This is a genomic window from Streptomyces sp. NPDC054887 (assembly GCF_053610585.1).
On record NZ_JBSGYQ010000081.1, the window covers coordinates 1 to 12,589 of the forward strand.

Annotated in this window: 7 protein-coding genes and 2 pseudogenes; 3 read left to right on the forward strand and 6 right to left on the reverse strand. The window is 67.8% G+C overall.

What is annotated here, in order from left to right; all coding sequences use genetic code 11:
• Nucleotides 1-373: 373 nt before the first annotated feature.
• The gene (locus ACWGH0_RS30825) at nucleotides 374-1,342 is read right to left on the reverse strand and encodes an RNA-guided endonuclease InsQ/TnpB family protein (protein ID WP_453407561.1); all 969 of its coding nucleotides are present in this window, start codon (nucleotides 1,340-1,342) and stop codon (nucleotides 374-376) included.
• 364 nt (nucleotides 1,343-1,706) lie between these two features.
• On the opposite strand from ACWGH0_RS30825, the gene ACWGH0_RS30830 reads away from it, so the two are divergent.
• On the forward strand, nucleotides 1,707-2,348 hold the full coding sequence (locus ACWGH0_RS30830) for a CBS domain-containing protein (protein ID WP_453407577.1): 642 nt from the start codon (nucleotides 1,707-1,709) through the stop codon (nucleotides 2,346-2,348).
• A 15-nt stretch (nucleotides 2,349-2,363) separates the two neighbouring features.
• On the opposite strand, the pseudogene ACWGH0_RS30835 reads toward ACWGH0_RS30830, so the two are convergent.
• The 3 genes and pseudogenes from ACWGH0_RS30835 to ACWGH0_RS30845 all read right to left on the reverse strand — a co-directional run.
• Nucleotides 2,364-2,693, reverse strand: a pseudogene (locus ACWGH0_RS30835) (IS630 family transposase); the annotation flags it as partial.
• Nucleotides 2,694-2,820: 127 nt separating this feature from the next.
• A pseudogene (locus tag ACWGH0_RS30840) lies at nucleotides 2,821-2,919 on the reverse strand (IS481 family transposase); the annotation flags it as partial.
• Nucleotides 2,916-4,178, reverse strand: coding sequence for a beta-ketoacyl-[acyl-carrier-protein] synthase family protein (locus tag ACWGH0_RS30845; RefSeq protein WP_453407562.1), 1,263 nt, complete (start codon nucleotides 4,176-4,178; stop codon nucleotides 2,916-2,918). The gene ACWGH0_RS30845 and the pseudogene ACWGH0_RS30840, both read right to left, overlap by 4 nt.
• Before the next feature lie 64 nt (nucleotides 4,179-4,242).
• Here ACWGH0_RS30845 and ACWGH0_RS30850 point away from each other — a divergent pair, with 64 nt between their 5' ends.
• The gene (locus ACWGH0_RS30850; RefSeq protein WP_453407563.1) at nucleotides 4,243-4,860 is read left to right on the forward strand and encodes a TetR/AcrR family transcriptional regulator C-terminal domain-containing protein; all 618 of its coding nucleotides are present in this window, start codon (nucleotides 4,243-4,245) and stop codon (nucleotides 4,858-4,860) included.
• A 350-nt stretch (nucleotides 4,861-5,210) separates the two neighbouring features.
• Nucleotides 5,211-7,028 (forward strand): glycoside hydrolase family 15 protein, encoded by a 1,818-nt coding sequence (locus ACWGH0_RS30855; RefSeq protein ID WP_453407564.1) that lies wholly within the window; start codon nucleotides 5,211-5,213, stop codon nucleotides 7,026-7,028.
• 695 nt (nucleotides 7,029-7,723) lie between these two features.
• On the opposite strand, the gene ACWGH0_RS30860 is transcribed toward ACWGH0_RS30855, so the two are convergent.
• Entirely contained in the window at nucleotides 7,724-10,684 is a 2,961-nt protein-coding gene (locus tag ACWGH0_RS30860) for a putative bifunctional diguanylate cyclase/phosphodiesterase (RefSeq protein ID WP_453407565.1), read from the reverse strand.
• 255 nt (nucleotides 10,685-10,939) lie between these two features.
• Nucleotides 10,940-12,586 (reverse strand): right-handed parallel beta-helix repeat-containing protein, encoded by a 1,647-nt coding sequence (locus ACWGH0_RS30865; RefSeq protein ID WP_453407566.1) that lies wholly within the window; start codon nucleotides 12,584-12,586, stop codon nucleotides 10,940-10,942.
• Nucleotides 12,587-12,589: the final 3 nt, after the last annotated feature.

Consider the following 12,589-nt stretch of genomic DNA (forward strand, 5'->3'; position numbering starts at 1 on the left):
GGCCGGGGGTCGTGCACCGGGCCCAACCGATCGCCCGGGCAGCCATTTCTGTGTCGCCGCATATTACGCAGAAATATCCAGGCGCCAGCAATAAGTAATAGTGACGACGGGAATGATCAGGCACTCAAACGGCACCCGGCGCAATGCAAGTATGGGAATGCGCACTATCTATCATCCGACTTATCCCCCGCTTACTAGGGCACTGCTGCACCGGATGAGGGAATATCAGTCACTGTTCACGAGACCATCCGATCCGTGCTTGCCAAAGTGCCGCCAACCAGGTGCTCTCACAAACCCGCTCCCGGTGGGCGTGGCGAATTGACGTCCTCCCCGCCCTGAAGGACGGGGATTCCTAGCTCACTTTGCCTGACTCCTAGCAGGTGACAGGGCTTACAAGATCAGCACTAGCCGGGTTGAGACCAGCCCGGACGAGCATCACGCGGGCGGAGTTCTTGTCCCTGGGGGACACGACTCCGCACGCGGTGCACGTATGCGTTCTCTCGGAAAGAGGCAGGCGGTGCCTGGCTCTCGCTCCGCAGGACGCGCAGTCCATGGTGGTGTGCGCGGGGTTGACCAGGTGCAGTTCACGGCCGTGTTTGCGGGCCATCTCCATCAGGGACGCCTTCGTGGCGCCGATCGCAGCGTCCGCAGCCTTCTTTGCCATGGTGGACTGGGCGAGGAACTTCGCCTTGAAGTCCTCGACCGCGAGGCGGTCGAAGTCCCGCACTACGCCTTTGGCCCACTTACGGCCGGTGTCCTGCCGCTGCCGGGCGATCTTCTTGTACATCTTCGCCGCCGCCCGACGGGCCTTGGTGTATCCAGCCGTCTCGGGCCGGCTCTTCGGCGTGCGGCGGCGGGCCATCATCCGCTGGCAGTGGGCGAGCTTGGCGGCAGCGGTCTCTCCGTACTCGGCGTGCGGAAGGTCGTGGGCGTCGCAGGTGGTGGTCGCGATCTCCTTCACGCCCCAGTCGATGCCGATCACCGCGCCCGTCTCGGGCAGTGTTTCGGTCACCGTGGGGATGACGAAGCTGGCGTACCAGTGGCCGAGGCTGTCGCGGTAGACGCGCACGCTGGACGGGGGCTTGGGCAGCTCACGCGACCACACCACCGTCACGACGATGCCACCGGCCAGATGCAGACGACCGTCCCTGATCCGAAATCCGCGCTGTGTGTAGTTCAGCGACAGTGCGGATTCCCGCTTCCGCTTGCTCCGGGGCATCCCCGCCCGCTGCCGCATCGGCAGCTTCGCCCTGATGTCCTTGAGCGCCTTGGCACGCGACTTCGCGAAGTCCCGGACGGTCTGCTGCTGCACCACGCTGGAGCCCTCACGCAACCACACCATCACCACGTCGCGACCTCATCTGTCTGGCCCGCCGCGTCTACGTCCTCTTCTCCATGCTCCGCGATTGACGAAAACCATAGGGGCGCGTTACGGAATGCGAGCCAGGGCGTCGGCCGTGGATGTCCGGCGGCTGCTGTTGCGGGTCCGGCCTTGGGTTCCCTCCACCACGCACTCGGCGGCACTCCTGGCTGTGGGCCGCTGCCCGAGTCCCAGCCGGTCGTCACTGGTCGCCGGAGCGGCGAGGTGCTGTCATGGGTAGGGGAGACTGCACGGACGAGCCGGCAGGGCCGAGGCCGGCGCCGCGGGCGTCGGCCCGGGCGGCTCGACCGCGGCCGCCCGTCACAGAGCGGAGGAGGCCAGTGCCATGCTGCATCGCCGCACCGTGGGTGAGGTGATGACCGAGGAAGTCGTCACCCTCCGCCCCGACACACCATTTCAGGAGGTCGCCGCCCTGCTGGACGCGAACGACATCGCATCGGCCCCGGTCGTTGACGCCGACGGCGCGCTTGTCGGCGTCGTGTCCGCGTCCGACGTGTTGCGGCACGAGACCGGCATGCCCGCCCCGCAGGGGACGGACGGGAACGACGAGCGCGCGTGGGGAAAGGTCCGGGCCCGGACCGCGGACGCGCTCATGAGCAGCCCCGCCTTCACCGCCCATACCGGCTGGACGATCCCCCAGGCCGCACGAGAACTCCGCAGGCGGCACGTCAAGCAGCTGCCTGTGGTCGACGATGACGGGCTCCTCACCGGCATCGTCAGCCGCAGCGACCTGCTCGACGCATTCATCCGCTCCGACGACGAGATCCGCCGCGAGGTCGAGCAAGACGTCCTGGGGCGCATGCTTGGCCTGGACGAAGGCACTGTCGCAGTTGAGGTCCTGGACGGTGCCGTGGCCCTGCGGGGTCACGTCCCGGAACCGCGACTCGTCCCGGTGATCGTGGGCCTCTGCCAAGGCATTGACGGTGTCGTCACCGTAGAGCCCCACCTCACAGGGCAAAACGGCTAGTGTCCTGTGTCTGAGTACGCCGAGGTCGGCCGGCACTTCGCGGTCGAGCTTGTTCGGGAGCTTCTTGAACCGCACCGCACGACGCCTGCGATGAAGCCAGCCGATCACTTTCCCCGTGATGATGTCCAGGGCCGCGGAAGTTTGGTGGTGCCCGAGCGGACGTAGTCATGACTGCGGCGCTCGGGGCACGCCCGGCATCAGCGGCAGCACCGGCTGAGATCGGTCCAGCGCCTGGATCTGCGGCTTCTCGTCCACACACAGCACCAACGCCCGTTCAGGCGGATCGAGATAGAGCCCGACGACGTCACGGACCTCGTCCACGAGCAGCGGCTCCTTGAACAGCTTGAAGGTCTTCGCCCGGTGATCTTCCACGGAACCAGGGCGCGGATCATCACACAGACCATCCAGACGGCGCTCCAGGAAGCGCCGACGGGTGACGGGGGTGGTGTCGCCGCGGCCGAGCTTGGGGATTCCCCATCTCTGCGGCAACGTGCGCAATCGGACGAGTCTTGCAACGCAAGATCATTCGGCGGCGGCCCTGCACGGACAACGGTGCGACCGCGTGGGTCATGGTGTCGTCGATGCCGTACGGGACGCATGGTGTCGTGCGCCGGTGACGATGAGCGAGACGTTCTGTCCGCCGAAGCCGAAGGAATTGCTGAGCACGGCCTCCTGGGGGACGTCTCGTCGCTCTGTGACGACATCGAGATCGATGTCGGGACCGACGCCGGCCGCGGTGAGGTTGCGGGTCGGCGGGATGACACCGTGCTCCACACTGAGGACGGCGATGAGTGCTTCGATCGCACCAGCCGCGCCAAAGAGATGACCGAGCGCTGCCTTGGGGGCTGTCACGGTGGCGTGACCGAAGACGTCCCCGATCGCGTGGGCCTCGGCCACGTCGCCGACCGGAGTCCCGGTGGCATGGGCGTTGATGTGGCTGATTTGCCCGGGAGCCAAACCGGCTTGCGCGAGGGCCTTGCGCATAGCCGAGATCTGACCGGAGCCGTCGGCAGCGGGGGCCGTGATGTGGTGAGCGTCGGCGGCGATGCCGGCGCCAGCGAGCACCGCGTGGACGCGCGCGCCCCGGGCGCTGGCATGCTCGGCGCTTTCTAGCACCACGACAGCCGCGCCTTCACTGAGGACGAATCCGCTGCGGTCCGCGGCGAAGGGCCGGGACGCTGCGGCGGGTTCGGCGGTATGCCGCGACAGTGCTTGTGCCTGGGCGAAACCGGCAACGGTGATCGGTGTGATCGCTGCCTCGGTCCCGCCCGCGATCACTACGTCCGCCTCGCCGGAACGGATGAGCCTGGCCCCCAGGGCGATCGCTTCGGCTCCGGAAGAGCACGCCGAGACGGGCGTGTAGGCACCGGCCCGTGCACCGTATTCGATACTGATCAGTGCCGCCGCCGCATTGGGCATGAGCATCGGGACTGTACGGGGCGAGACGCGCCGCGTCCCGGCCGTCTCCAGTACGTCGTCTTGCTTCAACAGCGTCTGTACGCCCCCGATGCCCGTGCCGATCGCCGAGGCGAGTCGGTCCGGGTCCACCCGTGGGGCACCGGCATCGCCCCAGGCTTCGGCCGCTGCGGCCAAGGCCGCCTGCTGCGAGCGGTCGAGCCGCCTGGCCTGCACCGGCGGCAGCAACTCGGCGGGGTCGATCGCCATCGTTCCCGCGACGGTGTCGGGAAAGGCGGCATCTTCGTGGCCAGCCAGGACGCCGCCGCGGATGCCGGACTCGCCGGCAAGCAGTGCATCCCAGGTGGACGCCACGTCAGCTCCGAGTGGTGTGATCGCGCCGAGTCCGGTCACGACGACTTCAGTCCGGTGCATGCCCCTCAACCTTCTTGTATGCGATACAAGTGAACACTCTTGTTGTATCACATACAATTCTCGTGTGGAAAAGAAGCGAACCGAAGCTCGATCAACGTCCGCTCGGTCGCGTGACCGCGGTCGCGCGACGAGGCACCGGCTGATTGAGACAACTGCACGGCTCTGCATGGAACGGCCCGGCGCTGATCTGAGCGTCGCGGAGATCGCGAATGCGGCAGGCGTCTTCCCCAACCAGGTCACCTACTACTTCGGCTCCAAGGACTCACTCCTCGTGCATGCCGCCTTTCTCGGATTGCTGCACGACGCCCGACGCATTGAGCGCATCGGTCGCCAAGCCCCCGATGCGGCGACGTTTCGGCGCAACATCGCCCGCGCCGTCCTGGCCATGCCCTCGCTCCCGTCAGTCACGCGAGCACTCGCCGCCGGCATCTCGAAGCCCGAACTCGCCCCCGTGGTCGACCAGCACCTCCAGTTGCTGTTCCGGCAATCCGAGCGCTTCGTGAGCCAACTCATCGACAATCGCGGCTGGAGGGCCCGTCGACCGCTCAACGTGGAAGCCAGGACGTTCTGGAGCACCGCGCTCGGTGCAGTGCTGCTCGTCCGCGCCGGAGCACATGGCTCCGTCGCCGACCTCGACCTCGCCGGAGCACTGACCATCCACGACGAACCCGATCCCGGTTAGGTCAGCCGAACAGGCCGGCGACGACGTGCGCGGTTCCCACCTGACGGTGACCTTGTCGCACTCGGCATGTTTGCCCTCGCCGACGAACTCCGTTGCTGAGGCTTCAGCAACCCGAGACTCACGTCGCTCGGAGGCAGGGCCTCCTGCCCCCTCCATGGCAAGACTGCGAGCCGGAACGGTCGCGGGTGCCGGCCCTTGGTTCGTGTTCGGGCAGCCGGAACTGGACCGCGACGAGTCCACCGGAGCCACATCGGTGAACTCCGGCATGGCGCCGATCGCAGGCGCCGCCAAGAGGCGTTTCCGGCGTACAATTCAAGCAGCGGTTCAGCGTACGACGGCGTACTTCGATCATGAGCAATCCAATCGAGGATTACGCCCTTCTCAGTGACCTTGAGACTGCCGCGATGATCGGCAGAGACGGGTCAGTCGACTGGCTCTGTTTCCCGCGCTTCGATTCCCCCGCTTGTTTCGCCGCACTGCTCGGCACGGGGGACAACGGATTTTGGCGCGTGGCGCCCGTCGGTGCCGGGGCCTGCTCACACCGGGAGTACCGCCAAGACACCCTAGTGCTCGACACGTACTGGGAAACCGGATCCGGCACCGCACGCGTCACGGATTTCATGCCGCCGCGCGGTCAGCAGCCCTGCATCGTACGCACCGTGGAAGGGATGTCCGGATCCGTCTCCCTGCGCAGCGAACTCAAGCTGCGGTTCCACCAGGGCCGGGTCGTGCCCTGGGTGCGTGTCACCGACAACTGCACGGTCGCGGTCGCCGGACCGGACTCGGTGTGGCAGAGCGCCGACGGCCCCGTGCGGGCGCTGGGCGGGGCGGACTCGACCGTCGTCGAATTCACTGTCCAGGCAGGGCGGCGACTGACCCTGATGCTGGCCTGGACGCCCTCGCACCTCTCCGGACTGCCCGCACCCCTGTGCGTGCCGCCCGAGACGGCGCTCAAGGCGACCACCGACTTCTGGCGCAACTGGACGGCCCAGTGCCGCTACCAAGGCCCGTGGCGCGAGGCCGTCGTGCGCTCACTCATCACGCTGAAAGCCCTCACCTACGCCCCCACCGGCGGCATCGTCGCGGCCCCCACCACGTCGCTCCCCGAGTGCGTGGGCGGCGAACGCAACTGGGACTACCGGTACTGCTGGCTGCGCGATTCGACCCTCACCCTCTCCTCCCTCCTGCGCAGCGGTTACCGGGACGAAGCGACCGCCTGGCTCGACTGGCTGCTGCGCGCCATCGCAGGCGAACCCGCGGATCTGCAGGCCGTGTACGGCGTAGAGGGGCATCGGCACCTCCCCGAGCGGTCAGCCCCCTGGCTGCCCGGATACGAAGGGGCGCAGCCGGTCCGCTTCGGAAACGCCGCGGTGGATCAGTTCCAGCTGGACGTGTACGGCGAAGTACTGGACACGCTCTATCAGTCGATGCGCGCCGGCATTCCCATGCAGCGCCACATGTGGAGCCTGGTCAATGCCCTGATGAGCTACGTGTGCCGGCACTGGCAGGAACCGGACGAGGGTCTGTGGGAAGTCCGCGGACCAAGACGGCAGTTCGTCCATTCCAAGGTCATGTCGTGGGTCGCCGCCGATCGCGCCCTGCGCATGGGACACCTCCTCGGCCGGAACGGGGCCTCGGCGCAGTGGCGCGCCATGCGCGACGCGGTGCACCGGGAGGTCTGCCGCGAGGGGTGGGACGCGCAGCAGCAGTCGTTCGTCCAGTCCTACGGTTCCCCCGCCCTCGACGCGTCCGCCCTGCTCATGCCCAAGCTCGGCTTCCTGCCCCCCGGCGACGCACGCGTGCACGGCACTGTCCGGGCGATGCGGGCGCTGGAGCACGAAGGCTTCATACGGCGATACGCGCAGGGCGGTGGCGACGAACACAGCGTGCACGCGGTGGACGGCATGGTCGGCTCCGAGGGCACCTTCGTGGCATGTTCGCTGTGGTACGCCGACGCGCTGGCCGCGACCGGGCACCTTGCCCAGGCACAGGACACCTTCGAACGGGTCCTGGGCATCCGCAACGACGTGGGGCTGCTCTCGGAGCAGTGGGACCCGCTCGGGCACCGTCAGCTGGGAAACGCTCCGCAGGCCTTCAGCCACATCGCTCTGGTCGATACGGCGTTCGCCCTCCAGCGGGCCGGCGTCACCCCATATCCACGCGCCTGACCACCGTCACCTGACCGCCGTCAGCAGCACCCTCCCCGAGTCGCCGCAGTCGGGCAGCGTCGGATCGGCGTCGATCCGGGTCACCGCGAGGGCGCCGGGTCAGGGGCTCGAAGACCTTCGTGACGACGGCCGGGTTCGCCGGGCAGGCGGGCCACTGCGACGCCGGACGACGCTGTTGCGGCACGATTCGTACGGGTTCAGCTCGTCGGCCCGCCGTTTGTCGACGACACCGAAAGCGTGGGTGTCGTGGATGTAGAGCGTCGCGTCGAGGTCCCGGCAGATTGTGGCCAGTTCGGGCCGATTCGGGATGCTTCCGGTCCTGTTCACAGCGTCGGCAGACGGGCCAGGGCGAACCGGCCTTTCCGTCGCGCAGCAGAGCTTCGAGCTGCTCCGCCATTGGCGCGGAACCGCTGCGACGTCGCGTCCTGGCCCCGGGCGGACACACACATGTCGTACACCGCCGGGTGCGCCGCCCCCTCGACGAAGACGTGGCCTTGGCCGCCACGAGCCGAGGGCTGCCGTGCAGCCGTGACCGGCTGGGATGCGTTCCCCAGCGCCGTACGGCCGGATCGATGGCGTCGATAATCTCGGGATCGCAGTCAAAGCCGGGGAAGTTGCACAGGAGACGAAGTCGATCAGCCAGTGGTCGCCACTGCGGATGTGCCGGCCGCGCACTTCGTCGAGAACCGCGTCGCTCATCGGGGCCGTTTGTCGGCCTCCGGCCGGAAGTGCCCATCGGGGTGGCGCAGGAGGTATTCCCCCTGTTCCAGCGTCATCGGCCGGGCGAAGAGAAATCCCTGCCCGAAACGGCAGCCCATGCAGGCCAGTAGATCGCGCTGCCCCGCGTCCTCGATGCCTTCCGCGATGACCTGAAGGCCCAGGGTGTCGGCGATGTGGACGATCCCTTCGACGAGCGCCACCTGTTGGGAGTCCGTCGTGATGTCGTCGATGAAAGACTTGTCGATCTTGAGTACGTCGATCGGGAAGTCCCGCAGATATCGCAGCGACGAGAAGCCCGTACCGAAGTCGTCCACGGCGATGCGGACCCCCAGTTCCTTCAGGGTGCCCATGACTGCCTCGATTTGGCCGTCCCTGCGCATGAGCACCGACTCGGTGAGTTCCAGTTGCAGCGATCCCGGCGCGAGCCCCGGGGTCGCCAGTACCTTGCACACGTCGTCCAGGAACTCCGCCTCCCGGAACTGGCGGCCCGACACGTTGACACTGACGTACGGCGAAGAGCGCGGAGCGGCCCGCTGGAGCCCGGCGATGTCGGTGGTTGCGCTGTCCAGCACCCAGGCCCCCAGCGGCGCGATGTGTCCGGTTTCCTCGGCCAGCTCGATGAACTGTTGCGGCGGGACCAGGCCGCGCTGCTCGTGCGGCCAGCGGGCCAGCGCCTCGAACCCGACCACCTCACCCGCGGTGAGGTCCACGACGGGCTGGTAGCGCAGCGCGAATTCGTGATTGGCGATCGCCGTGCCCAGATTCGCCTGGAGGTCGTGCCGCTCCAGCATGCGGACTCCCAGCGTCGGCTGGAAGCGGCGCCACTGGCGTTTTCCGGCGGCCTTCGCGGCGTACAGAGCCAGGTCGGCGTGGCTGAGCAGTTCATCGCTGTCGGCGCTGTCCCCCGCCGTGGCCACGCCCACACTCGCCGAGATGCTCACGGAACCGCCGGTCAGGCGGAATGGCCGGTTCAGCGTTTGCACGATCTGCGCGGCCAGGAGTTCGGCGTCGAGGGGCTCCTTCGCGTCCTCCATCAGCACCGCGAACTCGTCGCCACCGAGCCGTGCGGAGGTGTCGGTGCGGCGCAGCGTCTCTGACAGACGGCCGCCCACCGCCGCGAGCAGCTGGTCCCCGACGCTATGGCCCATCGTGTCGTTCACGACCTTGAAGTCGTCGAGATCGATGAACAGGACGCAGGTCAGGGACGACTCGCGGCGGCCGCGCAGCAGCGCGCGCTCGATGCGCTCCAGCAGCAGCGTTCGGTTGGGCAGGCCGGTCAGCGAATCGTGAAAGGCCCGCTGGGTGAGCTCGTGCTCCAGCTGGCGCTGCTCGGTCACGTCCCGCAGAGTGACGACCAGTCCCCGTATGGTCCGGTCGTGCCGCAGGTCGCGGCACTGGACCTGCACTTCAATGCGACCGCTTTCGTGCGGGACGTACCAGTGGTCCTGAGACTCGCGGTGATCGCCGTTCCACATGTTCGTCAGGCCGCTGGTCGCCCGCTGACGGTCCCGTGCGTCCACCAGATCGGGCAACGCCGTACCGACCAGGTGTACGTCGCCGAAAACGGCCCGGGCCGAAGGGCTCGCGTAACGGACGGTGTTGTCCTCGCCGATGATGAGGATGACGTCTGCGGCGTTGCGCACCAGGGTGCCGAAGTACGCCTCGCTCTCCTGACGGAGCGCGACGCGTTCCAGCGCGAGTCCCGTGTGCGAGGCCAGGATCTCCAATGAACTGCGCATCTCGCCCAGTCGCTTGAGGGGGCCGGCTACGAGCAGAATGCCCGGCAGCTCGCCTCCGGCGGGGCGGTCGGGCGGGATCATCGGGCATACCAGCGCGGTCGCCAGATTGCCCAGCCGGGCGGCGATGCGCGGGCCGAGATCTGCCATCGGCATCAGGTACGTGTTTCGCAGAGCGAGAGTGACCGGCGGGCCCGGCGTCATCTCGCCCGTACCGGCGTCACGCCAGTCGGCGCGGCCGGACGGCACCGGGTCGGAGGCTGTGCGCGGGTCGTCGCCTTTGCCGGGCGACAGCAGCAGGCTCGCGTGCCGGGCCTCCGTTGTCCCGAACAGTGCAGCCACCGCGGTGCCAGAGGCCTGCGATATCTCCTGCGGTGTGATCGCCGAGACCAACGAGGCCGCCGCGCTCCGCAGGACCGCCTCACGGGCCCCCGCCTTGCGGTGGGCCACGACTATGCCCGTGAGGCGCAGAATGACCAGCAGGATCAGCGTGCCGGAGAAGGCGGCGATCACGACCGCGTCCTGGGGGCTGCCGCGCAGACCCTTATACAACAGGATCCCGGGCGCGATCATCATGGCTCCGGAGAGCAGCAGGAGCCTCATGGGCGGCGGAAGAAGGGACTGCGGCTGATGGGACGGCGCCGTCAGTTCCACCATCGACGGGTGCAGCGCCGCCAGCCCCAACGCCGTGCAGAAGACCACCCAGCCCGTGGCCAGCAACGTGCTTGTCGGCCACAAGCCATTGAGTTGGAGGATCCCGTACGCGACGTCGAAGCCCAGCAACGTGGCCGTGCCGAGGACCAGCAGCTGGACGGAACGGTTGCGACCCGACAAGAATCCCGGCGTGAGCAGCCGCGCCAGCAGCGCGAGCACCAGCACGTCGCCCAGCGGAGAGGCGATGCTGATCGCGCGCTGTACCCAGGTCAGGCCCTCGACATGGGTGAGCGGCTGCACGAGGAAGACCCAGACCGGCAGCGCGAGTCCGGCGGTGAAGATCAGTGCGTCGAGCAGGCTCGGCAGGTCACGGCCCACCAAGCGATACCTGACGAAGCCCAACAGCCCGGCAGCGATCAGCAGATACGTCGCGAGATAGCAGGCCTCCGCGGGCGCGGAGAACGGTTGGGACGCGTAGAAGTACTTTTCGAGCACCTTGTAGTACGTGTCTCCCGCAGCGAAGGTGAGTAGCGCCGCGGCGAGCACCCACCACGGCCAGCGGTGCGCCGGCCGGTGGATGGATACACCGGTGAGTATGGCCGCGACACCCGCGAGGCCAATGAGCCCCCACACTGGTGTCGGGGCTTCGGGCAGTGTCAGGTGAAGGGCGGTGGTCCCGGCGACGAGGGCGACGTAACCAGTCATCAGCCCACGCATCGTCCGAGTCACTGGCATACACCTCCCACTCGCTCGTAGGCTCGGGCGACAACCTGCTCGATCTCGGCGCGGCGCCATTTCCGCTCAGTCCTTCGTCGAGGGAACGGCCGCTCCCACTGGCGGTGGTGTTCCTGCGGCCCGGCCGAAGTAGTCGATGGGGCCAGGGTCCATGCTGAAAAGCTTCCGCAGGTCGAGGCCCTTGCGCGCCAGGGTGGCACAGTCGGGGACAGCCAGGCGCGCATCGGCGGCGGAGTCGATGTCCGGCTGCGGGCCACCTGCGAAGCACGGGTCAACACTGAGACCGGTCGGCCGGTCGCCGGCCCGTTCTTGTCCCGTCGCCGCGCGCCAAGTTCCCAGGTCCGGGTAGGACCGGCCGCCCCAGGCCAGGGCCCATTGCCCCTTGGAGACGTGATAGTTGTTGCCCTGAAGGACGGCGTTGCCGCGCTTCAGCCCCTTCTCCGCGGTGATCACCGGGGCCCCTTCGGTGACCAGGATGTTGTTACGTAGGGTGACCCCCGTTTGACCCTCTCGCAGCCGCACGGCGGGGCCGGGTCCGTTCGCTGACTCCGACATGACCAAGGTGTTCTGGTAAATGCTCAGATCCCGGATGTCCTCGCCGTGGACGGCCAGGGCACCGTTCACCGGCAGTTTGCGTCCGTTGTCCGTCGCGATGTTGTAGCGGATCGTGTTGTCCTTCTGTGCGCCGTTCACCTTGTTCGTGTAGACGTAGTAGCCGGGGCCGTCGTTGTGGAACGCCAGGTTGTACTGAATCGTCGAGGACGAGACGTTGGAGTCGAAGCCGAAACCGCCGCCGTCGACGGCGGATCCCGTGTGGTTGCGATAAGCGGTGTTGTGCTCAAGCAGCACTTCGGTCGCGTCGTACGCCCAGATGCCCACAGGTCCGGCCGGTGCCTCAGCTGCCGCACGGGTCCCGTTGTCGTGGGCACTGGAGTCCCGGACCGTAGCTCGGCGTACGCCGCCGAGAATGATTCCGTTGCCGGAGTGGCTCTCGGTTACCTTGGGGTCGCCGGCGTTGTGGTGCGCTTCCACTCCTTCAAGCGTAACGTTCTGGTGGGGGTAGGCCGGGCGGCGCGGGGCGAAGTCAGGCCCGTAGGTCAGCAGCCCGGCATCCTTGTTGCCGTGCAGTCGCGCCTGGCGGACCGACACGTCCTGGAAACCGCTCTCACCGTCGATGCCCCCGACCGCGATCCCCACCCGGAAACCGGAGACCTCGACGCCCGAGACCTCGACATGGTCCAGCCTCGGACTGTCGGGAACGTCGCTGAAGAGATTGATGCCACCCTCGCGGACGTAGGCGTCGCCCTCCCCCGAGATCTTGAGATCGCGAATCTCCACACCGGCCGTGTTGTGTACGGAGATGCCGGGAGAGTCCGTGGCTTCGAGTGCCGCCCGGCCCTCGCCATACGAGCCGATCACCACGGGCCGGTCCGCGGCGCCCGCCTCCCCCTTGCTCACGGTGATCGTGCCGGAGAACCGGGCCCCACCCTCCAGCAGCAGCTTGTCGCCGGGCTGCAGCGCCGTGCGCTCGGCACGGGCGAGGGACTTCCAGGCACTGCCGGGCGAGGAACCGTCATTGCCGTCGTCGCCGTACGGGCTGACGTAGTACGTGCGGTACGGGTTCGGCGCGTAGTGAGGCGTGGCGACGCAGCCGCTGCCGGCGACGGCGAGGATCGTGGCGGCAAGTGCGGTGGTAACGGTGGTCCGTCGCATCGG

What these genes read in the sequence shown, in the direction of transcription:
- ACWGH0_RS30865 (WP_453407566.1), bottom strand. Translation starts at nt 12,586, where the DNA reads ATGCGACGGACCACCGTTACCACCGCACTTGCCGCCACGATCCTCGCC.
- ACWGH0_RS30825 (WP_453407561.1), bottom strand. Translation starts at nt 1,342, where the DNA reads ATGGTGTGGTTGCGTGAGGGCTCCAGCGTGGTGCAGCAGCAGACCGTC.
- ACWGH0_RS30855 (WP_453407564.1), top strand. Translation starts at nt 5,211, where the DNA reads ATGAGCAATCCAATCGAGGATTACGCCCTTCTCAGTGACCTTGAGACT.
- ACWGH0_RS30830 (WP_453407577.1), top strand. Translation starts at nt 1,707, where the DNA reads ATGCTGCATCGCCGCACCGTGGGTGAGGTGATGACCGAGGAAGTCGTC.
- ACWGH0_RS30845 (WP_453407562.1), bottom strand. Translation starts at nt 4,178, where the DNA reads ATGCACCGGACTGAAGTCGTCGTGACCGGACTCGGCGCGATCACACCA.